Origin of the sequence: Caballeronia sp. INDeC2 (genome assembly GCF_023631325.1) — a bacterium.
Taxonomy (GTDB): domain Bacteria; phylum Pseudomonadota; class Gammaproteobacteria; order Burkholderiales; family Burkholderiaceae; genus Caballeronia.
The window spans coordinates 306,654-332,881 of sequence record NZ_JALQDG010000001.1 but is presented as its reverse complement, the minus strand read 5'-3'; the positions used below and the strand labels follow the sequence as shown (position 1 = coordinate 332,881).

Sequence of the window (26,228 nt, the reverse complement as noted above, 5' to 3'; positions counted from 1 at the left end):
GCGAAGACCGATCCGAAGTCACCGATCGCCGGGATGCCGATTCTCGAAGCGTACAAGGCGCGAACGATCATCGTGAATAAACGCTCGATGGCGGCGGGTTACGCCGGTCTCGACAACGAGTTGTTCTATATGGACAAGACGATGATGGTGTTCGGGGACGCGAAGAAGGTCGTCGAAGACATGATGAAGGCGGTGGAGTAATTGCAAGTGCAGTCTGGCAGCCGCAGCGCGGCTGCCATAAAAGAAGACGCGTACCTAATCCGCTGCCCGCCAGTGATCGGGGTTGCCCTTGTCCATTTTTCTCACGCGCGCGACCAGCGGTTTATAGCCGTTGGCCCGCGCAGCCTTGATCGCCTCGGCTTGCGTTTTGTATACGACGCTGGTCAGTCGTTGCGTGGCTGAGAGCTCGAGTGCGTAGCCTTCGATCGCACCGTCGCGATGTTTCGGAAGTGGTTCGACATACACGTTCGGCATGGAATCTCCTTTGATTGGCGAGTTCGCCAAAGCAGACTCTGGGGATCCGGCTGCCGCGGCAACAGGCGAAATTTCCGAATTCGGCCGCGCGAAAACGGGCGGTCAACGGTACATACCCTTCGCCATCGCGAAAGGCGCGACTTCGTCTGCAAGAAGCGATGACGTTCGAAGCCCGTGAAGCACGCGCGTACAATACCGCCTTTAAACGGCCCTCAAAGCAGCTCATGTCCTCCCCACTCTTCGACTGGTTTGTCCCCTGCCCGCGCGGTCTCGAAGCGCCGCTCGCCGCCGAGCTTTCGGAGATCGGCGAGCGTCATGTGGCGAGCGCGCCGCTGTCGGGTGGCGGATCGCTGGTCGTCGGCGCACAAGTGCCCGGCGGCGTGCATTTCCGGGGCGGCTGGGTCGCGGGCATGGCGGCGAACCTTCATTCGCGCATCGCGAGCCGGGTGCTCCTGAAGGTAGCGCAAGGCCCGTATCGCAACGAGCAGGACATCTACGAACTCACGCATCGCCAACGCTGGGAGCAATGGTTCACGCCCAGCCAGACGATGCGCGTCGATCTCACCGCGATCAAATCGCCGGTGAAGAGCCTCGAATTCACGACGCTGCGCGTCAAGGACGCCGTCTGCGACCGCCTGCGCGATGTCGCCGGCGCGCGTCCGAGCATCGATACCGCGCAGCCCGATGTCCGCGTGTTCGCGTTCCTCACGGTGAACGAATGCACGCTCTATCTCGACACCTCCGGCGAACCGCTCTTCAAGCGCGGCTGGCGCCTGGACAAGGGCGCCGCGCCGCTGCGCGAAAATCTCGCGGCCGGCATCCTGCGTCTCACCGGCTGGACACCCGGCACGCCGCTTTTCGATCCGATGTGCGGCAGCGGCACCTTCCTCGCCGAAGCGGCGCAGACGGCGCTCAACATCGCACCGGGCAACGACCGTCGCTTCGGCTTCGAAAAGCTGAAGCCCTTTCACCCGGGCATGTGGCAAAAGCTCAAGACCGCCGCTCTCGAACAACGCCGCGCCGCGCGCGCCACGCAAGCCGAGCTGAACATCTTCGGCAGCGACATCTCCGGCGACATGCTAGAAAAGGCGCGCGCGAACCTGAGCCGCGCGGGCATCACCGATATGTCGCTCAAACAGGTCGATGCCCGCAACATGGTCCCGCCGACCGATGCGCCGGGCATCCTGCTCGCGAATCCGCCGTACGGCGAGCGCATCGAAGTGCGCGGGCGCGGTCCGCGGGGCGAGATCCGCGATACGCCACGCTCCCGCCGCGAGGACGACGACACATTTGCACGCGCGCAGCCCGATCCGGCCGACACGGAATTCTTCGTCTCGTTCGGCAACGCGCTCAAGCAGCGCTTTCCCGGCTGGCGCGCGTACGTCCTCACGTCCGACCGCAAGCTGCCGGGCCTCTTGCGACTGCGCGAATCGACGAAGACGCCGCTCTTCAATGGCGCGCTCGAATGCCGCCTGTTCCGCTTCGATCTGATCGCGGGCAGCGTGCGCAATCGTCCCGCTGCCGAATGAGTTGCGCCGCCGTTTGCGTCACCTTGGAAACAAGTATGCAGCGGCGGCGCACGTGAAGCCATTCGGCCGAATGGCATAGGCAAATTGCACGAATTGCGCCGCCACATCCGGCCGATACCGCGTCGTCCGGATGCGTTTTAGCCTATGCCGAACGACCAGGTGCCGTGATCGCAAAGCCGGCGCTACAATCGGCGCATGAACTCACCGACCGAACTCGCCAGTCCCATCGCCGTCGACATCTTCCGTGCGCGTCGCGAACGCGTGCTCGCCGAACTGCGCGCACGAGGCGGCGGCGTGGCCATCGTGCCGACCGCGCCGGAAGTCACGCGCAACCGCGACACGGACTACCCCTTCCGTCACGACAGCTACTTCTACTATCTGACGGGCTTCAACGAACCCGAAGCAACCCTCGTTCTGAACGCGAGCGCGAAGGACGGCGAGGCCGCGTCGATGCTCTTCTGCCGCGAGAAGAACGCGGAACGCGAAACGTGGGAAGGCTTCCGCTTCGGCCCCGAAGCCGCGCGCGACGCCTTCTGTTTCGATGCCGCGTTTTCCATCCATGCGCTCGACGATGAAATGCCCCGGCTGATCGCCGACCAGCCCGCGCTGTACTACGCGCTCGGCACATCGGCTGAACTCGATGCGCAAGTGCGCGGCTGGCTCGCCGCCGTGCGCGCGCAGAGTCGTAGCGGCGTGCGCGCGCCCGAGAGCGCAGAGCATTTACTGCCGATTCTCGACGAGATGCGCCTAGTGAAAGACGCACACGAAATCGCCATCATGCGGCGCGCGGCCTCGATTTCGGCCGAAGCGCACCGCCGCGCGATGCGCGCGTGCCGCCCCGGCATGCGTGAGTACGAGATCGAAGCCGAGCTGCTTTACACGTTCCGCCGGCACGGCGCGCAGGCGCCGGCATACGGATCGATCGTCGCGGCGGGCGCGAACGCCTGCGTACTGCACTATCCGGCGGGCAACGCGATCGCGCGCGACGGCGACCTGATCCTCATCGACGCCGCGTGCGAACTCGACGGCTACGCATCCGACATCACGCGCACGTTCCCCGCGAGCGGCCGCTTTACGCCTGCGCAGCGCGAGCTTTACGACATCGTGCTCGCGGCCCAGGCCGCGGCCGTCGATGCGACGCGCCCAGGTGTGAGCTTCGACGCGCCGCATCAGGCCGCAGTGAAAGTGCTGTCGCAAGGCTTGCTCGATACCGGCATCCTCGACAAGACGAAGTTCGGCAACGTCGACGATGTCCTCGCGCAACGTGCCTACGCGCGCTTCTATATGCATCGCACGGGGCACTGGATCGGCATGGACGTCCACGATGCGGGCGAGTACCGCGAGGCCGACGGTCCGCTCGACGAGCAAGGCGCGCGGCCCTGGCGAACGCTCGCGCCCGGCATGGCGCTCACGGTCGAACCGGGCCTCTACGTGCGCGCCGCCGAGGATGTGCCGGAACAGTACAGGAACATCGGCATCCGCATCGAGGACGACGCCATCGTCACGGAAAGCGGCTGCGAACTGCTCACGCGCGAAGTGCCCGTCGCCGCCGACGAGATCGAAGCGCTGATGCGCGACACAAACGCAAACTGAACATGAGCGACGTGCAAGGCATCGAACCGCATTTCGACTACGACATCGCCATCGTCGGCGCGGGGCCCGTCGGACTCGCGCTCGCCGGCTGGCTCGCGCGGCGCAGCGCGACATCGCGGCTCTCCATTGCGCTGATCGATGCGCGCACGCCCGAAGCCGCCGCCAACGATCCGCGCGCGCTTGCGCTGTCGCACGGCAGCCGCGTGATGCTCCAGCCGCTCGGCTTTCCCGGCGACGCTACGCCGATCCGCCGTATCCACGTGTCGCAGCGCGGACACTTCGGCCGCACGCTGATCGAGCACGACGAGCACGAGTTGCCCGAACTGGGCTACGTGGTGCGCTATGGCTCGCTCGTCGGCGCGCTTGCCGATGCCGTGCGCGCGACCAAGGTCGACTGGCTCACCAATTCCTCCGCCCTCGCGCCGCTGCAGGACCACGAGGGCGTCTCGCTGCCGCTGCAGTCAGCGAGCGGCGAGCGCACGCTCCGCGTGAAGGTGCTCGTGAATGCCGAAGGCGGTCTTTATAAGAAGAGCGATGTGACCGCGACCGGCGAGCGCCGCGCGCGCGATTACGGGCAAACGGCCATCGTCGGAACGGTGAGCGTGTCGGATCCGCGCGCGAATGTCGCGTGGGAACGCTTCACCAGCGAAGGGCCGATCGCGCTTCTGCCGTGCGGCGGCCAGCGTCACGCGGACTACGCGCTCGTCTGGTGCTGTACGCCCGACGAAGCCGCCCGCCGTATGCAGCTCGACGACGACGCTTTCCTCGCCGAACTGGGCGCCGCGTTCGGCACGCGCATGGGCCGCTTCACGCGCATTGCGTCGCGTGCGGCGTTTCCGCTCGGCCTGACCGCGCTCGACGTGCTCGTCGACCGGCGCACCGTCGCCATCGGCAATGCCGCGCAGACACTGCATCCGGTCGGGGGTCAGGGCCTGAACCTCGGCTTGCGCGACGCGCTCGCGCTCACCGACGCGCTGTCCGCCGACGGACCGCGTCCGCTCACGCTCGCCCGCTTCGCGCAGCGCCGCGCGCTCGACCGGCGCCTGACGATCGGCGCCACCGACACGCTCGCGCGCATTTTCACGGTCGATTTCCCGCCGCTCGCTGCAATGCGCGGTCTCGCCCTCACTGCGCTCGAGTTTCTCCCGCCGGTGAAATCCGCGCTCGCCCGGCAGATGATGTTCGGCCAACGGCGCTGATCCGGCACGGAATAAGGCAACCTTCTGCGCTGATCGGCTGGACTTATCCTCTATGAGCGCGCGTTCTTTCATAGAAGATTTAAAGACTTGCACGCGATTGCTCTTAATTTCAGCACGCTGTTCGCGTTAAAATAGCCGTTTCCCTTCAGCAACGTTGCATCCGCCTGACACGGCTTTGGCCGAAATCACTCAGCGCGGATCGTTTAGCCTTCATGCCCACCATCGGTCCACACGTTCTGCGCAATAACCTGTTCGTCGCTCCGATGGCAGGCGTCACCGACCGCCCGTTCCGGCAGCTCTGCAAGCGCATGGGCGCGGGCTACGCGGTGTCGGAGATGGTCGCGTCGAACGCGCAGTTGTGGAAAAGCGAAAAGACCATGCGCCGCGCGAATCACGCGGGCGAGGTCGAGCCGATCTCGGTGCAGATCGCCGGCGCCGATCCGCAGATGCTCGCGGAAGCCGCGCGCCACAATGTCGCAAACGGCGCCCAGATCATCGACATCAACATGGGCTGTCCGGCGAAAAAGGTATGCAACGTCGCGGCGGGCTCGGCGCTGCTGCAGAACGAGCCGCTCGTCACGCGCATCGTGGAAGCCGTAGTACAGGCGGTCGGCGTGGGTCCGGACGCCGTGCCCGTCACGCTCAAGATTCGTACGGGATGGAATCGCGAGAACAAGAACGCGCTGACCATCGCGCGGATCGCGCAGGAGGCGGGCATTTCGATGCTCACCGTCCACGGCCGCACGCGCGCCGATCTCTACAAGGGCGACGCGGAGTACGAAACCATCGCGGCCGTGAAGGCGTCGGTGAAGATTCCCGTCGTCGCGAACGGCGACATCACGACGCCCGAGAAAGCGCGCGACGTGCTCGCCGCGACCGGCGCCGACGCCATCATGATCGGCCGCGCGGCGCAGGGGCGTCCGTGGCTCTTTCGCGAGATCGAACATTTTCTGCAGACGGGCGAGCGCCTGCCGCCGCCGCGCATCGACGAGATCCAGCAGGTGATGAACGAACACCTCGAAGATCACTACGCCTTTTACGGGGAATTCACGGGCGTACGGACTGCGCGCAAGCATATCGGCTGGTACACTCGCGGCCTTTCCGGCGCCAACACCTTCCGGCACCGGATGAATACGCTGGACACGACCAAAGAACAATTGCTCGCTGTCAACGAATTCTTTGACGCACAAAAGGCGTTGTCGGACCGCCTCGTCTATGTCGACGAGTCCGGTGACGCCGAAGACGCGGACGGGGAAGAATCGTGCGGCGGGAACAACAACACGACAGACCGACTGATTGCCGCATGAGCAGACATAACATCGAACAATGCGTCCGCCAGAGCCTCGACAACTACTTCCAGGATCTGGACGGCTCCAACCCGCACGACGTATACGACATGGTGATTTCGTGCGTGGAAAAACCGATGCTCGAGGTGGTGCTCGAGCAGGCGGGCGGAAACCAATCGCTCGCTGCCGAGTATCTCGGCATCAACCGCAACACCTTACGCAAGAAGCTTCAACAGCACGGATTGATTTGATTCATCGGACTGAGGCGCGCGCCTTGGTCCGGCCTGGTTTCCCTTTTCGGTTTCAGTGTTCATCATGATCAAGCAAGCGCTCCTCTCCGTTTCCGACAAATCCGGCATCGTCGATTTCGCCAAATCGCTGGCCGATCTCGGCGTCAAGCTGCTTTCCACCGGCGGCACCGCGAAACTGCTCGCCGACGCGGGCCTGCCCGTGACCGAGGTCGCCGACTACACCGGCTTTCCGGAAATGCTCGACGGGCGCGTGAAAACGCTGCATCCGAAAGTTCATGGCGGGATTCTCGCGCGCCGCGACCTGCCCGAGCACATGGCCGCGCTGGAGAAGCACGACATCCCGACCATCGATCTGCTGGTCGTGAATCTCTATCCGTTCGTGCAGACGGTGTCGAAGGAAGAGTGCTCGCTGGAAGATGCGATCGAAAACATCGATATTGGCGGCCCAACCATGTTGCGCTCGGCGGCGAAGAATCATCGCGACGTGACGGTCGTCGTCGATCCGGCCGATTACGCCGCCGTGCTCGACGAAATGCGCGCGAACAAGAATAACGTCGGCTACAAGACGAACTTCCGTCTCGCGACGAAGGTGTTCGCGCACACCGCGCAATACGACGGCGCGATCACGAACTATCTGACGAGCCTCACCGAAGAGCTGCAGCACTCGCGCCGCAACACGTATCCGGCGACCTTCAACATGGCGTTCGAGAAGGTTCAGGATCTTCGCTACGGCGAGAATCCGCATCAGAGCGCGGCGTTCTATCGCGACCTTTCCGTGCCCGCCGGCGCGCTCGCGAACTACGCGCAGTTGCAGGGCAAGGAACTGTCGTACAACAACATCGCCGATTCGGACGCCGCGTGGGAATGCGTGAAGACGTTCGATGCGCCCGCGTGCGTCATCATCAAGCACGCGAATCCGTGCGGCGTGGCGGTCGGCACGAACGCCGCCGAAGCGTACTCGAAGGCGTTCCAGACGGACCCGACTTCCGCATTCGGCGGGATCATCGCGTTCAATCGCGAAGTCGATGAAGCCACGGCGCAAGCGGTCGCGAAGCAGTTCGTGGAAGTGCTGATCGCACCGTCGTTCAGCGAGGCGGCGCGCGCCGTGTTCGCGGCGAAGCAGAACGTGCGCCTGTTGCAGATCGCGCTCGGCGAAGGTCACAACACGTTCGATCTGAAGCGCGTCGGCGGGGGTCTGCTCGTGCAATCGCTCGATGCGAAGAACGTGCAGCCGCACGAGCTGCGCGTCGTGACGAAGCGCCATCCGACGCCGAAGGAAATGGACGACCTGATGTTCGCGTGGCGCGTCGCGAAGTTCGTGAAGTCGAACGCGATCGTGTTCTGCGGCGGCGGCATGACGCTCGGCGTCGGCGCGGGCCAGATGAGCCGCGTGGATTCGGCGCGCATCGCGGGCATCAAGGCGCAGAACGCCGGTCTCACGCTGAACGGCTCGGCGGTGGCGTCGGACGCGTTCTTCCCGTTCCGCGACGGCCTCGATGTCGTCGTGAACGCGGGCGCAACCTGCGTGATCCAGCCGGGCGGCTCCATGCGCGACGACGAAGTGATCGCCGCCGCCGACGAACACAATGTCGCGATGATCGTCACCGGCACGCGTCATTTCCGCCATTAATTCCGCCTGCTTCATTTAAGATTGGCCTGTTTGCGCTTCGAATGCGCAAACAGGCCTTTTTGATTTGGACTACGCGCATGGCGAACGAATGAGAATCCTAGGCATCGACCCCGGCCTGCGCGTGACGGGCTTCGGCATCATCGACAAGACGGGGCACACGCTCACTTACGTGACGAGCGGCGTCATCAAGACGGCCGATGCCGACTTGCCTTCGCGCCTGAACACGATTTTCAGCGGCATCTCGACGCTCATCACGCAGCACAACCCGGATCAGGCCGCGATCGAGAAGGTCTTCGTCAACGTGAATCCGCAGTCGACGCTGCTGCTCGGGCAGGCACGCGGCGCGGCCATTTGCGGGCTCGTTGCGAGCGGCGTGCCGGTGGCGGAATACACGGCGTTGCAGTTGAAGCAGGCCGTCGTCGGCTACGGACGCGCGACGAAGGAACAGATGCAGCAGATGGTCGTGCGTCTCCTGTGCCTTTCCGGCGTGCCGAGCACCGACGCCGCCGACGCGCTCGGCATGGCCATCTGTCATGCGCACGGCGGCACGGGCCTCGCGGCCTTGGGCGGCATCGCGCCGGGGCTTGCGAAGAAAGGCTTGCGCGTGCGGCGCGGCCGGCTCATCGGCTAATAATATTTCTTTCGGTTCACACACATGATCGGTCGCATCGCCGGCGTTTTGCTGGAAAAAAATCCGCCGCACTTGCTCGTCGATTGCGGCGGCGTCGGTTACGAAATCGACGTGCCGATGAGCACGTTCTACAACCTGCCGGATGCCGGCGAAAAAGTCGTGCTGCTCACGCAGTTGATCGTGCGCGAGGATGCGCATCTGCTGTACGGCTTTCTCACCGCGCAGGAACGCTCGACGTTCCGCGAGTTGCTGAAAATCAGCGGCATCGGCGCGCGGATGGCGTTGGCGGTGCTGTCGGGCATGAGCGTGCACGAACTCTCGCAGACGGTGACGACACAGGACGCGGCGCGCCTCACGCGCGTGCCCGGTATCGGCAAAAAGACGGCGGAAAGGCTGCTGCTCGAACTGAAGGGCAAGCTCGGCGCGGATCTCGGCGCCGTCGCGGGGACGGTTTCGCAATCCGATCACGCGTCGGATATCCTCAACGCGCTGCTCGCACTCGGATATTCCGAGAAGGAAGCGCTCGCCGCCGTCAAGAACGTGCCGGCGGCAACGGGGGTTTCGGAGGGCATCAAGCTGGCGCTGAAGGCCCTCTCGAAGGCTTGATGTCCTAGCTGGCCTAGCCCATTCGGCCAGCTTCGCCGCGAGAAAGCTCGCTGTACAATCGACCCATGATCGAAACCGACAAACTTGCCGCCGAACGCGTCATCTCGGCCACGCCCGTCTCGCCGAACGAGGAAGCGTTCGAGCGCGCGCTGCGCCCGCACAAGCTCGACGAATACATCGGGCAGGAAAAGGCGCGCGGCCAGCTCGAAATCTTCATCGAAGCGGCGAAGCGGCGCTCCGAAGCGCTCGATCACGTGCTGCTGTTCGGGCCGCCGGGTCTCGGCAAGACGACGCTAGCGCATATCATCGCGCGGGAAATGGGCGTGAATTTGCGGCAGACGTCGGGCCCGGTGCTTGAGCGCGCGGGCGATCTCGCCGCGCTTCTCACCAATCTCGAAGCGAACGACGTGTTGTTCATCGACGAGATTCACCGGCTTTCGCCGGTCGTCGAGGAAATTCTTTATCCGGCGCTCGAGGATTATCAGATCGACATCATGATCGGCGAAGGGCCCGCCGCGCGCAGCGTGAAGCTGGATTTGCAGCCGTTCACGCTCGTCGGTGCGACCACGCGTGCGGGCATGCTGACGAATCCGTTGCGCGACCGCTTCGGCATCGTGTCGCGGCTGGAGTTTTATAACGCGAGCGAGCTGGCGCGCATCGTGTCGCGGTCGGCGTCGCTGTTGAAGGCGGAGATCGTGCCTGAAGGCGCGCTGGAAATCGCGAAGCGTTCGCGTGGCACGCCGCGGATTGCAAACCGCCTGCTGCGCCGCGTACGCGACTACGCCGAAGTCAAAGCGGACGGCGTGATTTCCGCCGACGTCGCTGACCGCGCGCTGAAGATGCTCGACGTCGATCCTGTCGGCTTCGATCTGATGGACCGCAAGCTGCTCGAAGCGATCCTGCACAAGTTCGATGGCGGGCCGGTCGGCGTGGACAACCTCGCCGCGGCAATCGGCGAGGAGCGCGATACGATCGAGGATGTGCTGGAGCCGTATCTGATTCAGCAAGGTTTCTTGCAGCGCACACCACGCGGGCGGGTCGCTACGATGCTTACTTATCGGCACTTTGGCATTGCTGCGCCGGATGCGGGTCCGATTCGGGATCTTTGGGATACGAACAACGGCTAGGGGCGTTTGCGTAAGTTGTCGTCGTCGGTGTCCGTGGACAGATGAGTGATATCGCCCCAGGACACGACCTTCGCGCCGCCGTCCTCATAATCCACCACATTGACGCTGCAATTGAGCAACGGCCAGTTCCGCGGCTCCTGCAACGACAACTTCATCGCGAATCGATAGATGCAATCGAGCACGCCGCCATGCGCGACGACCGCAATACGTCCGTCGGGATGCGCGGCAACGATCGGTTCCATCGCATGCACGACGCGGTGATAAAACACGCGCTGCGATTCGCCGTCGCCGGGCGGCGAGAAACCGGGATCGCGTGTCTGCCATTCGACATATTCGGCGGGAAACTTGTCGCTGATCTCGTCGCTGTCATGGCCCTGAAACGCGCCGTAGAACCGCTCGCGCAAGCTCTCCGATAAGCGCAATTCCAGCCCGAGCGCATCCGTGAAAGGACGCGCCGTCTGCTGCGCGCGTTGCAGATCGCTCGAATAGACCGCATCGATCCCGCCTTCGCGCGCAAGCCGCTGCCCGAGCTGTTCGGCTTGCAGCAAACCATGCTCGGACAACGGAATGTCGATATGCCCTTGAATGCGCTTGATGCGATTCCAGTCGGTTTCGCCGTGGCGGATGAAGAGTACGCGAGTCGTCATGGACGCACCTGAAGCCAGAAAGTAACCGGTCCGTCATTGACGAGCGATACCTGCATCTCCGCACCGAACTCGCCGGTCTCGACGATCGGATGCTTCGCGCGCGCTTGCTCGACGAAGTAATCGAAGAGCCGCTTGCCTTCGTCGGGCGGAGCGGCGGGCGTGAAGCTCGGGCGCAGGCCGCTCGATGTATCGGCGGCAAGCGTGAATTGCGAGACCAGCAAGACGCCGCCCGCGCGACCCGCGCCATCCATGTTCGATACCGACAGGTTCATCTTGCCCGCGGCATCGCCGAACACGCGGTACGCGAGCATCTTGGCGAGCAGCTTGTCGGCGGCGGCGTTGTTGTCGCCGCGCTCGGCGCAGACAAGCGCGAGCAGGCCCGCGTCGATCGCGCCGGTCACACGCTCGCCCACGCGGACATCGGCGCGCTTCACACGCTGAATGAGCGCGATCATCGGCTTAAGCGGTCAGCGTGACGCGCGCGAAACGGCGCTTGCCCACTTGCACCACGAACTCGCCGGCCTCGACCTTCAGGCCCTTGTCGGAGACGGTCGCGCCGTCGATCTTCACGCCGCCCTGCTCGATGTTGCGCAGCGCCTCGCTCGTCGACGGAACGAGGCCCGCCTGCTTGAGCAACTGGCCGATCGCGATCGGCGCGCCCGCGAGCGTCACCGTCGGAATGTCGTCCGGCACGCCGCCCTTCGCGCGATGATTGAAGTCGTCGAGCGCGCGCTCCGCGTCCGCCGACGAGTGGAAACGCGCAACGATCTCCTGCGCGAGCATCACCTTGAAGTCGCGCGGATTGCGGCCGCCCTCGGCCTCCTTTCTGAATCGCGCGATCTCGTCGATGCTGCGGAACGAGAGCAGTTCGAAGTAACGCCACATGAGCACGTCCGAAATGCTCATCAGCTTGCCGAACATCTCGGTCGGCTTCTCGCTGATGCCGACGTAGTTGTGCTTCGACTTCGACATCTTCTCGACGCCGTCGAGGCCTTCGAGCAGCGGCATCGTCAGGATGCACTGCTGCTCCTGGCCGTACTGCTTCTGCAATTCGCGGCCGACGAGCAGATTGAACTTCTGGTCCGTGCCGCCGAGTTCGAGATCCGCATTCAGCGCGACGGAGTCGTAACCTTGCATCAGCGGATAGAGGAATTCGTGGATCGAGATCGGCACGCCGCTTTGAAAGCGCTTCGTGAAATCCTCGCGCTCGAGAATGCGTGCGACCGTATAGCGCGACGCGAGCTTGATCATGCCGTCGGCGCCGAGCGGCATCGACCATTCGCTGTTGTAGCGGATTTCCGTCTTCTCGCGATCCAGCACGAGCGCGGCCTGCTCGAAATACGTCTTTGCGTTGTTTTCGATCTGCTCGCGCGTGAGCGGCGGGCGCGTCGCGTTGCGGCCGGACGGATCGCCGATCAGCGACGTGAAATCGCCGATCAGAAAAATGACCTGATGGCCGAGATCCTGCAACTGGCGCATCTTGTTCAGCACGACCGTATGGCCGATGTGAATGTCGGGCGCGGTCGGATCGAGGCCGAGCTTGATGCGCAGCGGCTTGCCCGTCGCGGCGCTCCTTGCGAGCTTCTGCGCGAATTCGTCTTCGATCAGCAGTTCGTCGCAGCCACGCTTTGCGATGGCGAGCGCGCTTTTCACATCGTCGGTGATCGGAAAGCTCTGCGCGGCGGCGGGCGCGGACGAAGCGTTGGAATCTGTGGTCATGCTTGCGGCTTGTGAAGTCAAAAGGGTTCGATGACTGGCGAACGGCGGCGCGATCTGGCCTCGATGCCGTCGCAGCGGTCCGGCGTGGCCGGATGGGACGCCGCGCGTCGAAACGCGGCGCGCGCGGAAAATGATGAAATCACGCGCAATTGCTTGTTCAGGCTGAGGATTTTACGCGATGACGCGGCCATTCGCGCCGTTTCATGTCGGATGAGGCTGATTTGCGCGGACTTCGGCGCGCCCGATGCGCCGGTGGATACAAGACCACGCCAGACGCGTCTTAACGATTCGATCCATAACGCGGATAATCGCCGCTTGAGCAGAACCGGCAACATGGCATCGAAGAGGAGAGCAGCGTGCCCAAAAAAACCGAAGCAATCGAAACCGGCAAGGCGGATGGCGTGTACTTCGGTTTGATGTCCGGAACCAGCATGGATGGCGTGGACGGCGTCGCGGTGCAGTTCGCCGAGGGCAAGCCGCCCGTCGTGCTCGGCGAGGCGCATGTCTCCTTTTCGAAAGGCTTGCGCGACGCGCTCTTCGAACTGCAATCGCCCGGCGACAACGAAATCGAACGCGAGGCGCTCGCCGCCAACGCGCTCGCGACGCGTTATGCCGTGTGTTGTCACGAACTTCAGAGCATGAGCGGCTATTCGGCGGCGAAGGTGCGCGCGATCGGCGTTCACGGACAGACGGTGCGGCATCGGCCGGAGAAAGGTTATACGCGGCAAATCAACAATCCCGCGCTGCTTGCGGAGATGACCAGCATCGATGTCATCGCCGATTTTCGCAGCCGCGATGTCGCCGCGGGCGGCCAGGGCGCGCCGCTCGTGCCGGCGTTTCACGCGATGGTGTTCGGCGAAAAGAACGAGACGCGCGTCGTGTGCAATCTGGGCGGCATCAGCAATATCACGATCCTTGCGGCAAGCGGCGAAGTGCGCGGCTTCGATTGCGGTCCGGCGAACGCGCTGATCGACGAATGGGCGTTGCGTCATCTGCAAAGAGCCTACGACGATGGCGGGCAATTCGCAGCGCAAGGCCAGGTGCGTCCGGCGCTGCTCGGCGCCCTTCTCGACGAGCCTTTTTTCGAACTGCCTCCGCCGAAAAGCACGGGCCGCGATCTCTTCAACCCGACGTGGATGGATGCGAAGCTCGCCGCCTTCGCGAGCCTCTCTCCCGCCGACGTCCAGGCGACGCTCACCGCGCTCACCGCGACGACGGTCGCCCGTGAGATCGCGCGTCACGCGTCGGATGTGCGCGCCGTGTACGTGTGCGGCGGCGGCGCGCGCAATCCAGTCCTGATGAAGATGCTCCAAGAGGCGCTGGAAGACGGCGGCGTCGAGGGCGTGCCCGTCATGACGACCGAGGCGCTCGGCGTGCCGCCGCAGCAAGTCGAAGCACTCGCGTTCGCGTGGCTCGCGATGCGCTGCGTCGCGCGCGAGCCGGGCAATCTACCCGCGGTGACGGGCGCGTCGGGTATGCGGGTGCTCGGCGCGATCTATCCGCACTGAGCGGCGACCAAAAACAAAAACGGAGCCCGAAGGCTCCGTTTCGATCACATCGATTGATTCGTTCTCAGACCGAGAACGACGAACCGCAACCGCAAGTCGTGGTGGCGTTGGGGTTCTTGATGACGAACTGAGCGCCGTTGATGTCGTCCTTATAGTCGATTTCCGCGCCGACGAGATACTGGTAGCTCATCGAGTCGACGAGCAGTTGCACGCCCGCCTTGTCCATCACGGTGTCGTCTTCGTTGACTTCTTCGTCGAACGTGAAGCCGTACTGGAATCCCGAGCATCCGCCGCCTTGCACGAACACGCGCAGCTTCAGATCCGGATTGCCTTCTTCATCGATCAATTGCTTGACCTTGTCTGCAGCCGCGTCGGTGAAGACGAACGGCATCGGCATTTCGGTCGTGGGGGTGTCGCTGACAGCGCTCATTCGAACTCTCCAATTAAGCTTCTAACCGCTATTGTAGGGCTGATCTCAATATCGTGCCGAATGTCCATGAAATCAATGGGCTATATGCAAATTCGACATGATCGCGGTTCGGCGCGCCAAAACGAAAAAGCCGCCGGCACCAAGGTGCGGGCGGCTTTCGCAGCAATTTCGCCGAGAGCCGGTGGCCGGCGCAGGCGAAACGCCGAAGCGCTTAACGCTTCGAGAATTGCTTCCTGCGGCGTGCCTTGTGGAAACCGACCTTCTTACGTTCCACTTCACGCGCGTCGCGGGTGACGAAGCCTGCGTTCGACAGTTGCGGCTTGAGCGTTGCGTCGTAGTCCATCAGCGCGCGGGTGATGCCGTGGCGAACCGCGCCTGCCTGACCCGTCTCACCGCCGCCCGACACGTTGACCTTGATGTCGAACGTGGTGCCGTGGTTCGTGAGTTCGAGCGGCTGACGCACGATCATCAGCGACGTTTCACGCGAAAAATAGTCGGCGATGGGCTTGCCGTTGACGACGATGTCGCCCTTGCCCGACTTGATGAAGACGCGAGCGACGGCGCTCTTGCGGCGGCCCGTACCGTAGTTCCAGTTACCGATCATGTGGGCTCCCCTTAGATCTCGAGCGCTTTAGGCTGTTGAGCCGTATGCGGATGCGTTGCTTCGGCGTAGACCTTCAGCTTCTTGATCATCGCGTAGCCGAGCGGACCCTTCGGAAGCATGCCCTTGACAGCCTTCTCGAGCGCGCGGCCCGGGAAACGCTCTTGCATCTTGCCGAACGTCGTTTCGTAAATGCCGCCCGGGTAGCCCGAGTGACGATAGTACTTCTTGTCCGTGGTCTTGTTGCCGGTGACCTTCAGCTTGCCGGCATTGACGACGATGATGAAATCACCGGTGTCGACGTGCGGAGTGAATTCAGGCTTGTGCTTGCCGCGAAGACGGCGTGCCACTTCGCTGGCGACACGGCCGAGAACCTTATCCGTCGCGTCAATCACGTACCATTCGCGCGTCACCTCTTCGGCTTTTGCGGAAAACGTCTTCATGATCGATCCAAAAAATTGATCTGCCCTTGAACTTTGACTTGTTCGGCCCTGCTTATATGAGCGTTCGCGACGCGTGCAGGCTCTCACAAGTTTCTCTTCGCGGGCGTGTGACGAAGAGAACTTTGAATTATAAAGGGAATTTGGCCGCTACGTCAAAGACTTGCTTTTGCGCGGCGCGAGGACGAAAAAAAGCCCGGGCAACTGAGGCTCGGGCTTAATCCACCAAGGAGGAGGTGGAGGAGACAGGAACGAGTATAGGCACCGTCATGCTGCAAAGCAAGAAGATTTGCATGGTGAAAACGAATTTCATAATTCGGAATAAGGAAGCAATGAAGCCTTGAACAAATTCCCCTGTAAATTCAATTGCTTACAAACCATCGTCGCCAGTCCGCGGTCTGAAACGTCGTCTAGAGGCCATGCTCGAGTCGGGTTCCATCGCTAATCGCATGGATCGCCGCGTTGATTTTCGCCCCGTCAACCCGTACATGCTCGTAAGCCGAGGTCTCTCGAAAAACCCTGAACCGCTACAATAAAGTTTCTGTAACGACGCGCTGAGCAGCTGGAGCCTGAGCATGGAATGCAAAGTTAGCTGGATGGGACAAGACGGCATGGCCTTCGCTGCCGAAACGGGAAGCGGCCATCTCGTCAATATGGATGGCGCGCCGGAAGGCGGCGGCCGCAATCTCGCGCCGCGCCCGATGGAAATGGTGCTGCTCGGCACCGGCGGCTGCACTGCCTACGACGTCGTGATGATCCTGAAGAAGAGCCGTCAGGAAATCCAGGGCTGCTCGGTCGCGCTCAAGGCGGATCGCGCGAGCGAAGACCCGAAGGTCTTCACGAAGATCCATTTTCATTTCACCGTGACCGGCAAGAATCTGAATCCGGCGACGGTCGAGCGCGCGATCAACCTGTCGCACGACAAGTACTGCTCGGCGTCGATCATGCTGGCGAAGACGGCGGAACTCACGCATTCGTTCGAGATCGTCGAAGCGTAAGGCGGATCGAAAGCCGAAACGAAAAGAGCCGGCGTCGCGAGACGCCGGCTCTTCTCTTTTGAATGACGACAAAGCGGGCCGATAAGCCGGATTCTGTGCACGCGCCCAGCCGAAGCCGAACGCGCGTGGCAATCATTCCTCTAGGCGCGCCATTGCTGACGCGCTCGAGCTTCCTACCCGCAGACGGACGGGGGCCCCGTCCTGCATCGCGTGGATGCGCGCCTGCCTATTTGGAATTGCTCCGGGTGGAGGTTACCGTGCCGGATCGTCTCGCGACGTCCGCGGTGCGCTCTTACCGCACCGTTTCACCCTTACCTGATCTCCGGACTTGCGCCCGGAGCCATCGGCGGTTTGCTTTCTGTTGCCCTGTTCCGCGTGTTGCCACGGATGGCCGTTAGCCATCACCCTGCCCTGTGGAGTCCGGACTTTCCTCGCCCTCTCCGGCCGAAACCGTCGAGGCCGCGATTGCCTGGCCCGCTTTGCGGCATTGATTCTAACATTGGCGATCGCGACGGCCCGGGCGGAACACGGATACATCGCCGTAGAAATCGGGCGACGCGTTCTCAGCCCACCAGCCCGGCACGCCCAGCACCGGCAGCGGGGCGAACGCGCGGCTATCGAGCGGCCCTGCGTTCAGGCGCTGCGTCACGCGTTCGTCGATCAGCGCGCGGCGCTCGGCATCGTCGAGCGTGAAATAGTCGATGGGAACCTCGACGATCCACGCGTGCCCCGTGCACGCCTTGTACGGCGCGACGAGCTTTTCCAGCAGCGCATGTCCGAAGATGCGTGCCTCGCAACGCGTGCCCCATGCCGCGCGCTCGTCGACGAACAGCGTGCGCCAGGCGAAGCCGCGCAGCGCATCCGCGAGCGATGCATCGGCGCATGGGAAAAGCACTGCGTTTTCGTCGAAGAGCGTGAGCGCGTCGCGCACGCCGCCGCGCGTCGGGCCGACGCCGAGCGTATCGATCTGCTGTGCCTGCCGCGCGTTGAGCGCCGCCTTGATGCGCGGATACGCGAACCAAATCGAGGCGTTGAAGAAATCGTGGAGATTGTGGCGGGTGGGCACGCGGCCGGTCTGCGCGATATGCCCTTCGTAGGACGCGCCGGCCGGCAGCGCTTCCTGCGCGATGAACGCAAGCCGCTCGCCGCGGCCGGTTACATGCGAGGACGCCGCCGCGTCTTCGTTGAGCATCGCGAGATAGTCGTCGTAACCGGCGAGCGCCGCCGCCTGCCAGCGCCTGCCGCGCGCTTCGATCGACGCGAGCCAGGGCCGCGCCCAGTCGATATCCGCGAAACCCGCGCTCACGTTCGCGGCGTCAACGCGCGTCGGAGAAACGCCAGCCGATCGACTCGCCGCCGCGCAACGGCACGATGGTCGCGTCGCCGGCGGTGAATTCGGCGGGCAACGTCCACGATCCGCGTTCCAGCGTCACCTTTTCCGCGCTGCGCGGCAGGCCGTAGAAGTCCGCGCCGTGGAAGCTGGCGAAGCCTTCGAGCTTGTCGAGCGCGCCGGCCTTGTCAAAGGTTTCGGCGTACAGCTCGAGCGCGTGCAGCGCCGTGTAGCAACCCGCGCAGCCGCACGCATGCTCTTTCAGGCCCTTCGGATGCGGCGCACTGTCCGTACCGAGGAAATAGCGCGCATTGCCGGACGTCGCCGCCTCGACGAGCGCCACGCGATGCGTCTCGCGCTTGAGCACCGGCAGGCAGTAATAATGCGGCCGCATGCCGCCGACGAGCATGATGTTGCGGTTGTACAGCAGATGATGCGCGGTGATCGTGGCGCCGATCGGCCCTTGCGCTTCGCGCACGTAATCGGCGGCGTCCTTCGTCGTGATGTGCTCGAACACGACCTTCAGCGCCGGAAAATCGCGGCGCAGCGGCGTCATCACGCGGTCGATGAACACTTTCTCGCGATCGAACACGTCGATATCGCCATCGGCCACTTCGCCGTGCACGAGCAACGGCATGCCGGTTTCCTGCATCGCTTCGAGCGTCTTCGCACACTTGCCGAGATCCGTCACGCCCGCGTCCGAATTGGTCGTCGCGCCCGCCGGATACAGCTTCACGCCATGCACGAAGCCGCTCGCTTTCGCGCGGCGGATCTCGTCGGGCGGCGTGTTGTCGGTGAGATAAAGCGTCATCAGCGGCTCGAAGCGCGCGAGCGCGCCCTCTTTCGGCAGCGCCGCCAGGATGCGCTCGCGGTACGCGCCGGCCATCTCGGTCGTGGTCACGGGCGGCTTCAGATTCGGCATGATGATCGCGCGGCCGAACTGACGCGCCGTGTGCGGCAGGACGGCGGCGAGCGTCGCGCCGTCGCGCACGTGCAGGTGCCAGTCGTCGGGACGCGCGATCGTAAGCGAATTGGGCGAAGAAGAATGAGTGGACATGGCGGGATGACGGGGAACGTTGGTATGGCGCAAGTCCACGCGAGGACAGGAAAAAAATCGCCGTGGGAATTCCACAACGCGCACGGTTATGAGCGGGTGCGCGATTTTTTCGGCCCGACCTCGGTGATATGCTTGTCGGACGTATTGTAACAACCAGGCCATAAGCCGCCCGCCCCAGCACCATGTGCCAACTTCTCGGAATGAATTGCGCCGAACCGACCGATGTGACGTTCTCGTTCACCGGTTTCGCGGCGCGCGGCGGCGTCACGGATCATCATGCCGACGGCTGGGGGATCGCGTTCTTCGAAGACAAGGCCTGCCGGCTCTTCATAGATCATCAGTCGTCCGCCAGCTCGCCGCTCGCGGACATGGTGAAGCGCTATCCGATCAAGTCGAAGAACACGATCGCGCATATCCGCAAGGCGACGCAGGGGCATATTCTGCTCGAAAACTGCCATCCGTTCATGCGCGAATTGTGGGGCCGGCACTGGATCTTCGCGCACAACGGCGATCTGAAAGGCTATGCGCCCGAGCTGACCGGCGTCTATCAGCCGGTCGGCACGACGGATAGCGAACTCGCGTTCTGCGCGCTGCTGCAAGGCCTGCGCCGCGCGTTTCCGTGCTCGCAGCCGCCGCTCGAGGAACTCTTCGACGCGCTCGCGGGGCTCACCCGCGACATCACGCAATACGGCGTCTTCAATTTCCTGATGTCGAACGGGCAGGCGCTCTTCTCGCACTGTTCGACGCATTTGTACTATCTAGTGCGTAGCTGGCCGTTCTCGACGGCGCATCTGATCGACGCCGACATGTCGATCGACTTCGCCAAATACACGACGCCCGAAGACCGCGTCGCCGTGATCGCCACGTCCCCGCTCACCGACAACGAAATCTGGACGCGCTTCGCCCCCGGCGATCTCGCGATGTTCCAGTGCGGCGCGCTCGCCCGCACCGCGAATATTCCGGTGCCGGACGAGATCGCGAAGAAGGCGGCGGAACCGCTCGCGAAGGCGTGCGTCGGATCGGCGCTGGAGATCGGCGAGATCCAGACGACGGCGGCGGTGGAATCGGAACTCGGGATCGAATAAAAAAAGGCGCTTCGTTTCAGAAGCGCCTTTTTCTCCACACCAAGCTCAGTGCAGGATCTTCGCCAGAAAATCCTTCGCGCGATCCGACCGCGGATTCGCGAAGAACGCTTCTTTCTGATCGTCCTCGACGATCAAGCCCTTGTCCATGAAGATCACACGGTTCGCGACCTTTTTAGCGAACCCCATTTCGTGCGTCACGCACATCATGGTCATGCCTTCCTGCGCGAGCTCGACCATCACGTCGAGCACTTCGTTGATCATCTCCGGATCGAGCGCGGAGGTCGGCTCGTCGAAGAGCATCGCGATCGGGTCCATCGACAACGCGCGCGCAATCGCCACGCGCTGCTGCTGACCGCCCGAAAGCTGCCCGGGAAATTTGTCCGCATGCGCGCGCAGGCCGACGCGATCCAGCAGCTTCAAACCCTTCTGCGTCGCTTCGTCGTTCGAGCGGCCGAGCACCTTGATCTGCGCGAGCGTCAGATTCTGCGTGATCGTCAGATGCGGAAACAGCTCGAAGTGCTGGAACACCATGCCGACCTTCGAGCGCAGCTTCGACAAATTCGTCTTTTTGTCGGTGAGCGATTGCCCGTTGATCGTGATCTCGCCCTTCTGGAACGGCTCGAGGCCGTTCACGGTCTTGATGAGCGTCGACTTGCCCGAACCCGACGGGCCGCACACCACGACGACCTCGCCCTTCTTCACTTCGGTCGTGCAGTCCGTCAACACCTGGAACTGCCCGTACCACTTGGAAACATTCTTGATAGAGATCATCTTGCGACCTTTTTCTGAAGACTTTTGACGAGGGCCGACGCCACCACGCAGATCACGAAATAGCACGCGCCCGCGAACAGCACCATCTCGACGGTCGTACCGTCGCGATCCCCGATGTTCGTCGCCGTGCGGAAGAAATCCGCGAGACTGATGACGTAGACGAGCGACGTATCCTGAAACAGGACGATGGCCTGCGTGAGCAAGAGCGGCACCATCGCACGGAACGCCTGCGGTAGCACGACGAGTTGCATCGCCTGGCCGTAGGTCATGCCGAGCGCGAAGGCCGCATTCACCTGACCGCGCGGCACCGCTTGAATGCCCGCGCGAATGATTTCCGAATAGTACGCGGCCTCGAACAGCGAGAACGCGACCATCGCCGATGCGAGGCGAATGTCGATATCCGCCGACAGCCCGAGCACGTTCTGCAGCAACTGCGGCACGATCAGGAAGAACCACAGCAGCACCATCACGAGCGGGATGGAGCGGAACAGCGTGACGTACGCGCTCGCGAACCATTGCAGGGGCTTCACGCCCGACAGACGGAACAGCGCGAGCACGGTGCCCCACACGATGCCGACCACGATCGCGAGCACCGTGATCTGCAAGGTGATCCTGGCGCCTGTCATCAGCGTCGGCCACTGCGCGAGAATGTCACTCCAGTTGAACTGATGCATTACTTGCCTCCGATGTAGCCAGGCAGCCGCGTTTTCGCTTCGACCCAGCGCATCAACTGCATCACGACCAGATTGATGAGCATGTAGGCGACCGTCACCGCGATGAAAGATTCATAGGTCTGCGCCGTGTAGTCGACGAGCTGACGCGCCTGCGCGGACAGATCCAAGAGACCGATGGTCGACGCCACTGCCGAGTTCTTGAACACGTTGAGGAATTCCGACGTGAGCGGCGGCACGATGATGCGGTACGCGACCGGCATGAGCACGTAGCGATACGTCTGCCATTGCGTGAAGCCCATCGCGAGGCCTGCGTTGCGCTGTCCGCGCGGCAGGGCGTTGATGCCCGAGCGCACCTGCTCGCACACGCGCGCGCCGGTGAAGAGCCCGAGACAAATGATCGACGACGAAAAGAACTGCGCGCTGGGCGGCAGTTGCTTGAACCAGTTGCCGATTGAAGGCGGCAGCAACTCCGGTATCACGAGATACCAGATGAAGAACTGCACGATCAGCGGAATATTGCGGAAGATCGCGACATAGACGGTGCCGATGCCCGCCAGCGTGCGATTCGGGACCGTGCGCAAAATGCCGAACAACGAGCCGACCACGAGCGCGATCACCCAGGCCGCGAGCGACACGGTGATGGTCACCCAAAAGCCGGAGATCAGCCAGCCGAGATAGGTGGTGGGCTCACCGGTCGAAACCGGACTCAGCAGGACGCCCCAGTTCCAGTGATAAGACATGGACTCACTCCAAAAAGAAACGGAAGAAGCAAGCTCCTTCCGTTTCGTTCGTTCGAGACTCGAACCGGTTAGTCGATTGCCTTGTCATTCGGGCTCTTGTAGAGAGCCTTGATGTCGTCACTTTCCGGGAAGTTGAGGTTGAGGCCCTTCGGCGGGATCGGGCTTTCGAACCACTTCTTGTAGATCTTGTCGGCGTCGCCGGAGGTTTCGACCTTGGCGATCGCGTCGTCGACGACCTTCTTGAACTCGGGATCGTTCTTGCGAATCATGCAGCCGTACGCTTCATGCGACTGCGGCGCGCCGACGATCACGAAATCGCCCGGATTGTTCGACTTGGCGCGTTCGCCGGCGAGCAGCGCATCGTCCATCATGAACGCGACGGCGCGGCCGGTCGACAGCGTCAGGAACGACTCGCCGTGATCCTTCGCGCTAATGATGTTCATGCCAATGTTCTTGTCCTGATTCATCTTGCGAAGCAGGCGCTCGGACGTGGTGCCGGCGGTCGTCACGACGGTCTTGCCCTTCAGGTCGGCCCAGTCCTTCACGCCCGAATCCTTCTTGGTCATGAGGCGCGTGCCGATCACGAAGATCGTGTTCGAGAAGGAGACTTGCTGCTGGCGTTCGGCGTTGTTCGTGGTCGAGCCGCACTCGATATCCACGGTGCCGTTCTGCACGAGCGGAATGCGGTTCTGCGAGGTGATCGGCGTGAGCTTCACCTTCAGATCCTGCATGCCCAGCTTCTGCTTGACGGCCTCGACGACCTTCAGCGCAAATTCGTGCGAGTAGCCGACGACGTTCTGCTTGTCGTCATAGTAGGAAAACGGAATGGACGATTCGCGATGCCCCAGCGAGATCACGCCCGTGTCCTTGATCTTCTTCAGCGTGCCGGCGTCTTGCGCGTACGCGCCGGTTGCGAGAAACCCGAGCGCGGCGACGAGCAGCGCAGCCTTTTTAACCTTCATGTGTTCGATCTCCTGTGGCGAAAAACCGGGGCAAGTTTAGCAGGGTAATTATTCTGAAAGAATGATTGTTAACCCACGTCGTCTTATTTGTGAGACGCCTGATTGCGGTTGGGTTGCAACGGGTTGCGACCGCGAATATTACTGGCGTTTTCGCGCGGATGCTTGACCGAATTCAACTAGTCCGCCGACTTGTAGTTTTCGTGCAAATGCGGGCGGCATTCCCGAGGAAATGCCGCCCGCATCGTTCAAAGGGCGCGAGCGCTGCCCGCCTCTCGCGGACGGATTGAGCGAATGCGCCGTCGCATCGGATCAGGGATAGAGCCCGCGCATTTCACGCGCCTGCAGAATCCGCGTACACGCGACGATGAACGCCGCCGTGCGCACCGACACCTGATGCTCGCTCGCGACCTGCCACACGCCGGCAAACGCCTCGCGCATCACGCGTTCGAGACGCTGATTGATTTCGTCCTCGGTCCAGAAGAAGCTCGAGAAGTCCTGCACCCATTCGAAGTACGAGACCGTCACGCCGCCCGCGTTCGCGATGACGTCCGGAATCACGAGGATGCCCTTATCGTTCAGGATGTCGTCCGCGGCGGTCGTGGTCGGGCCGTTCGCGCCTTCGACGACGATCTTCGTGCGAATCTTCGACGCGTTCTTCTCGGTGATCTGGTTTTCCAGCGCGGCCGGAATCAGGATGTCGCTCTCGATCATCCAGAACTCTTCGGCCTGCACCGGATCCGCGCCCGCGAAACCGCCGACGCCGCCGTTCTTCGCGACGTGATCGAGCAGCGCGACCGTGTCGATGCCCTTCGAGTTGTGGATCGTGCCCGTGTGATCCTGCACGGCGATCACGCGCGCGCCCGCTTCCTGGAACAGCTTCGCCGCAATGCCGCCGACGTTGCCGAAGCCTTGCACCGCGATGCGCGCGCCTTCGATTTCCATGCCGATGCGCCGCGCCGCCTCCGTGCCCACGACGAACACGCCGCGGCCCGTCGCTTCCTTGCGGCCGAGCGAGCCGCCGAGCGAGATCGGCTTGCCGGTCACGACGCCCGTCGCCGTCTGGCCCTGGTTCATGGAGTAGGTGTCCATCATCCACGCCATGATCTGCTCGTTCGTATTCACGTCCGGCGCGGGAATGTCCGTGTTCGGCCCGATGATGATGCCTATTTCGCTGGTATAGCGGCGCGTCACGCGCTCGAGCTCGCCGCGCGACAGCGTGCGCGGATCGACACGGATACCGCCCTTCGCGCCGCCGTACGGCACGTTCACGGCCGCGTTCTTCACCGACATCCACGCGGACAGCGCCATCACTTCGGAGAGCGTCACGTCCTGGTGATAACGCACGCCGCCCTTGCCGGGACCGCGCGACGTGTTGTGCTGCACGCGATAGCCTTCGAAGTGCGCGACGGTGCCGTTATCCAGTTCGATCGGGCAATCGACGACGAGAATGCGCTTCGGGCGCTTGAGCGTTTCGAGCCAGCGGGAAAGAGAGCCGAGATACGGCGCGACACGATCGACCTGCTTGAGATAGTTGCCCCAGGGACCGAGATCGTCGGCGTTGAGGTACGACGGGATTGCATGTTTGGCATCCGGCGTTTGCAGCGACTGCTTCGAGGAGGACATTGACGCTCCAGCGTTGAAGGAATGCGCTCATTGTCGAAAAACGCCGTTTCCAAATCCAATGCCGTTTCCTTATCCCGTCATGCAAATTCTGCATAACGTCGCCGAGCCTTACACGGCGGGCTTCTCCGTCGACGCCTTCAACAATTCTTCACCGACTGCGTCCCATAACGCGCGCATCAACGCCTGTCGCGGCTCCTCGCCTTGTGCTGCGATCTTGTCGCGGTAGAGGCGGATTTCCATCGTCAGCGTAAACTGTCCGGCGGGCGTCCCGCGCGTTCCGCGATCGAGGCGGATGAGCCGCCCTTCCTCCACCGCATCCTGCACCGCGCTGTGCGGCAGGAACGCGACGCCGTGCCCGGCCAGCGCCATCGCCTTGAGACCTTCGGCCATGTCGGTTTCATAGACCTTGTCGAGATAGAGCCGTGTGGGCGCGGTCGCGATGATGACTTCCGTCATGCGTCCGAGATACGCGTTCGGCGTGTACGACAGATAAGGCACCGGGGATTCGGCGGTCGCGGGCAGCGTGAAGCGCGCGCGTCCGCCTCTGGTGACCGCGGAGAACGGACTGATCGGCTCGGCGCCGAGCGTGAGCATGTCGTAGCGCGCGGGATCGAGCGCGACCGGATGACTCGGATGGTGATAGCCCATCACGAGATCGCAGCCGCCTTCGACGAGAGACAGCACCGCATCGTGCACGTTGAGCGCGCGCAGCCGCGTGCGGATGCGCCCGAGCCGCGCCTCGATGTGCTCGAGCCAGCGCGGAAAGTAGGTGAGCGACAGCGTATGCGGCACGGCGAATTCGATGGTCGCCACGGGCACGCCGCCCTGCCCGCGCAGCAGCGTGCGTGCTTCGTGGAACTGCGAGAGCATCGCGAGCGCCTGCTCGTAGAAGACGTTGCCCGCTTGCGTGAGGCGCGTCGGATACACGGAACGGTCGATGAGTTCCGTGCCGAGCCACGCCTCCAATGCCTGGATGCGCCGTGAAAACGCGGGCTGCGTGATGTGCCGAAGCTCGGCTGAGCGGCTAAAGCTGCGCGTCTCCGCGAGCGACACGAAGTCTTCCAGCCATTTCAGTTCCATTCCGGATCCTGCGCGTGTTCAGCGAAGACCGCATTCTAGCGGGCGCATGAACCGCGCGAAGGCGCGGCGCACCATTCGCATGCTGCCGCGCACGGGCGCGGTGCCGTCGCCTCGTGTACCGAATCGCTCTGAAGCGCCCACATTCGCTCTGCGCGTAACGTCGGCCAAACATGCATTCCATTGGCATGATGCTTGCAATTTCCGGGGCCGTCGCGTGTTCATCCGGCAGCACGCGCA

29 protein-coding genes and 1 other RNA gene are annotated in these 26,228 nt (G+C 63.1%); 13 read left to right on the top strand and 17 right to left on the bottom strand.

The genetic code is table 11. The features are described from left to right. On the top strand, positions 1–201 hold a 201-nt coding region (locus NCS28_RS01635), incomplete at its 5' end, for an NAD(P)(+) transhydrogenase (Re/Si-specific) subunit beta (RefSeq protein WP_250512129.1). Between the two features lie 54 nt (positions 202–255). Here NCS28_RS01635 and NCS28_RS01630 read toward each other — a convergent pair. Then, positions 256–474: a hypothetical protein gene (locus tag NCS28_RS01630; RefSeq protein WP_250512128.1), complete on the bottom strand. Its 219-nt coding sequence runs from the start codon at positions 472–474 to the stop codon at positions 256–258. A gap of 224 nt (positions 475–698) precedes the next feature. Between NCS28_RS01630 and NCS28_RS01625 the strand changes: the two genes are divergently transcribed. The 9 genes from NCS28_RS01625 (at position 699) to ruvB (ending at position 10,326) form a co-directional block, all read left to right on the top strand. Further along, entirely contained in the window at positions 699–2,003 is a 1,305-nt protein-coding gene (locus tag NCS28_RS01625; protein WP_250512127.1) for a THUMP domain-containing class I SAM-dependent RNA methyltransferase, read from the top strand. Between the two features lie 195 nt (positions 2,004–2,198). After that, positions 2,199–3,596, top strand: coding sequence for an aminopeptidase P N-terminal domain-containing protein (locus NCS28_RS01620; protein WP_250512126.1), 1,398 nt, complete (start codon positions 2,199–2,201; stop codon positions 3,594–3,596). Positions 3,597–3,598: 2 nt separating this feature from the next. Then, complete coding sequence (locus NCS28_RS01615) at positions 3,599–4,795, top strand: UbiH/UbiF/VisC/COQ6 family ubiquinone biosynthesis hydroxylase (RefSeq protein ID WP_250512125.1); 1,197 nt, start codon at positions 3,599–3,601, stop codon at positions 4,793–4,795. Positions 4,796–5,007: 212 nt separating this feature from the next. Then, entirely contained in the window at positions 5,008–6,102 is a 1,095-nt protein-coding gene (gene dusB, locus NCS28_RS01610; RefSeq protein ID WP_250512124.1) for a tRNA dihydrouridine synthase DusB, read from the top strand. Beyond that, positions 6,099–6,332 carry a Fis family transcriptional regulator gene (locus NCS28_RS01605; RefSeq protein ID WP_008351548.1) on the top strand — a complete coding sequence of 78 codons (234 nt, stop codon included), beginning with the start codon at positions 6,099–6,101 and terminating at the stop codon, positions 6,330–6,332. The genes dusB and NCS28_RS01605 overlap by 4 nt, the downstream gene beginning before the upstream one ends. A gap of 64 nt (positions 6,333–6,396) precedes the next feature. Then, positions 6,397–7,962: a bifunctional phosphoribosylaminoimidazolecarboxamide formyltransferase/IMP cyclohydrolase gene (purH, locus tag NCS28_RS01600; protein WP_250512123.1), complete on the top strand. Its 1,566-nt coding sequence runs from the start codon at positions 6,397–6,399 to the stop codon at positions 7,960–7,962. Between the two features lie 88 nt (positions 7,963–8,050). Further along, complete coding sequence (gene ruvC, locus NCS28_RS01595; RefSeq protein WP_250512122.1) at positions 8,051–8,593, top strand: crossover junction endodeoxyribonuclease RuvC; 543 nt, start codon at positions 8,051–8,053, stop codon at positions 8,591–8,593. A gap of 24 nt (positions 8,594–8,617) precedes the next feature. Continuing rightward, the gene (gene ruvA / locus NCS28_RS01590) at positions 8,618–9,199 is read left to right on the top strand and encodes a Holliday junction branch migration protein RuvA (protein WP_250512121.1); all 582 of its coding nucleotides are present in this window, start codon (positions 8,618–8,620) and stop codon (positions 9,197–9,199) included. A gap of 65 nt (positions 9,200–9,264) precedes the next feature. After that, the gene (ruvB, locus tag NCS28_RS01585) at positions 9,265–10,326 is read left to right on the top strand and encodes a Holliday junction branch migration DNA helicase RuvB (protein ID WP_250512120.1); all 1,062 of its coding nucleotides are present in this window, start codon (positions 9,265–9,267) and stop codon (positions 10,324–10,326) included. On the opposite strand, the gene NCS28_RS01580 is transcribed toward ruvB, so the two are convergent. The 4 genes from NCS28_RS01580 to NCS28_RS01565 are packed head-to-tail and all read right to left on the bottom strand — an operon-like array spanning position 10,323 to position 13,027. Beyond that, on the bottom strand, positions 10,323–10,973 hold the full coding sequence (locus tag NCS28_RS01580; protein ID WP_250512119.1) for a histidine phosphatase family protein: 651 nt from the start codon (positions 10,971–10,973) through the stop codon (positions 10,323–10,325). The two genes, ruvB and NCS28_RS01580, sit on opposite strands and share 4 nt — an antisense overlap. Continuing rightward, the gene (dtd, locus tag NCS28_RS01575) at positions 10,970–11,428 is read right to left on the bottom strand and encodes a D-aminoacyl-tRNA deacylase (RefSeq protein WP_250512118.1); all 459 of its coding nucleotides are present in this window, start codon (positions 11,426–11,428) and stop codon (positions 10,970–10,972) included. The genes NCS28_RS01580 and dtd overlap by 4 nt, the downstream gene beginning before the upstream one ends. A gap of 4 nt (positions 11,429–11,432) precedes the next feature. After that, complete coding sequence (gene tyrS / locus NCS28_RS01570; RefSeq protein ID WP_250512117.1) at positions 11,433–12,692, bottom strand: tyrosine--tRNA ligase; 1,260 nt, start codon at positions 12,690–12,692, stop codon at positions 11,433–11,435. A 17-nt stretch (positions 12,693–12,709) separates the two neighbouring features. Then, on the bottom strand, positions 12,710–13,027 hold the full coding sequence (locus NCS28_RS01565) for a hypothetical protein (protein WP_250512116.1): 318 nt from the start codon (positions 13,025–13,027) through the stop codon (positions 12,710–12,712). A 42-nt stretch (positions 13,028–13,069) separates the two neighbouring features. Between NCS28_RS01565 and NCS28_RS01560 the strand changes: the two genes are divergently transcribed. Beyond that, entirely contained in the window at positions 13,070–14,200 is a 1,131-nt protein-coding gene (locus NCS28_RS01560; RefSeq protein ID WP_350029767.1) for an anhydro-N-acetylmuramic acid kinase, read from the top strand. Positions 14,201–14,264: 64 nt separating this feature from the next. Here the strand turns inward: NCS28_RS01560 and erpA are convergent, their stop codons facing one another. The 3 genes from erpA to rplM all read right to left on the bottom strand — a co-directional run bounded on the left by erpA (position 14,265) and on the right by rplM (position 15,674). Then, positions 14,265–14,630: an iron-sulfur cluster insertion protein ErpA gene (gene erpA, locus NCS28_RS01555; protein ID WP_061117816.1), complete on the bottom strand. Its 366-nt coding sequence runs from the start codon at positions 14,628–14,630 to the stop codon at positions 14,265–14,267. A 211-nt stretch (positions 14,631–14,841) separates the two neighbouring features. Next, a complete protein-coding gene (rpsI, locus tag NCS28_RS01550; protein WP_250512115.1) occupies positions 14,842–15,234 on the bottom strand; it encodes a 30S ribosomal protein S9 in 393 nt (130 codons plus the stop codon). 11 nt (positions 15,235–15,245) lie between these two features. After that, complete coding sequence (gene rplM / locus NCS28_RS01545; protein ID WP_008351572.1) at positions 15,246–15,674, bottom strand: 50S ribosomal protein L13; 429 nt, start codon at positions 15,672–15,674, stop codon at positions 15,246–15,248. Positions 15,675–16,246: 572 nt separating this feature from the next. On the opposite strand from rplM, the gene NCS28_RS01540 reads away from it, so the two are divergent. After that, positions 16,247–16,669 carry an OsmC family protein gene (locus NCS28_RS01540; RefSeq protein ID WP_250512114.1) on the top strand — a complete coding sequence of 141 codons (423 nt, stop codon included), beginning with the start codon at positions 16,247–16,249 and terminating at the stop codon, positions 16,667–16,669. A gap of 66 nt (positions 16,670–16,735) precedes the next feature. On the opposite strand, the gene rnpB is transcribed toward NCS28_RS01540, so the two are convergent. The 3 genes from rnpB to pyrC all read right to left on the bottom strand — a co-directional run bounded on the left by rnpB (position 16,736) and on the right by pyrC (position 19,056). Continuing rightward, positions 16,736–17,150: RNase P RNA component class A (rnpB, locus tag NCS28_RS01535), an RNA gene on the bottom strand. A gap of 12 nt (positions 17,151–17,162) precedes the next feature. Then, entirely contained in the window at positions 17,163–17,975 is an 813-nt protein-coding gene (locus NCS28_RS01530) for a DUF3025 domain-containing protein (RefSeq protein ID WP_250512113.1), read from the bottom strand. Between the two features lie 10 nt (positions 17,976–17,985). Further along, on the bottom strand, positions 17,986–19,056 hold the full coding sequence (pyrC, locus tag NCS28_RS01525; protein ID WP_250512112.1) for a dihydroorotase: 1,071 nt from the start codon (positions 19,054–19,056) through the stop codon (positions 17,986–17,988). Between the two features lie 182 nt (positions 19,057–19,238). Between pyrC and NCS28_RS01520 the strand changes: the two genes are divergently transcribed. Then, the gene (locus tag NCS28_RS01520; protein WP_250512111.1) at positions 19,239–20,141 is read left to right on the top strand and encodes a class II glutamine amidotransferase; all 903 of its coding nucleotides are present in this window, start codon (positions 19,239–19,241) and stop codon (positions 20,139–20,141) included. A gap of 45 nt (positions 20,142–20,186) precedes the next feature. Here NCS28_RS01520 and NCS28_RS01515 read toward each other — a convergent pair whose 3' ends face one another. The 6 genes from NCS28_RS01515 to NCS28_RS01490 form a co-directional block, all read right to left on the bottom strand. Then, positions 20,187–20,912: an amino acid ABC transporter ATP-binding protein gene (locus NCS28_RS01515; RefSeq protein ID WP_061117822.1), complete on the bottom strand. Its 726-nt coding sequence runs from the start codon at positions 20,910–20,912 to the stop codon at positions 20,187–20,189. Beyond that, positions 20,909–21,586: a glutamate/aspartate ABC transporter permease GltK gene (gene gltK / locus NCS28_RS01510; protein ID WP_250512110.1), complete on the bottom strand. Its 678-nt coding sequence runs from the start codon at positions 21,584–21,586 to the stop codon at positions 20,909–20,911. The genes NCS28_RS01515 and gltK overlap by 4 nt, the downstream gene beginning before the upstream one ends. Further along, positions 21,586–22,326, bottom strand: coding sequence for an amino acid ABC transporter permease (locus NCS28_RS01505; RefSeq protein WP_250512109.1), 741 nt, complete (start codon positions 22,324–22,326; stop codon positions 21,586–21,588). Before NCS28_RS01505 ends, gltK begins: the two co-directional genes overlap by 1 nt. A gap of 68 nt (positions 22,327–22,394) precedes the next feature. Next, entirely contained in the window at positions 22,395–23,288 is an 894-nt protein-coding gene (locus tag NCS28_RS01500; protein WP_250512108.1) for a glutamate/aspartate ABC transporter substrate-binding protein, read from the bottom strand. 309 nt (positions 23,289–23,597) lie between these two features. Further along, on the bottom strand, positions 23,598–24,911 hold the full coding sequence (locus NCS28_RS01495; protein ID WP_250512107.1) for a Glu/Leu/Phe/Val family dehydrogenase: 1,314 nt from the start codon (positions 24,909–24,911) through the stop codon (positions 23,598–23,600). 108 nt (positions 24,912–25,019) lie between these two features. Next, complete coding sequence (locus NCS28_RS01490) at positions 25,020–25,991, bottom strand: LysR family transcriptional regulator (protein WP_250512106.1); 972 nt, start codon at positions 25,989–25,991, stop codon at positions 25,020–25,022. Positions 25,992–26,228 lie beyond the last annotated feature (237 nt).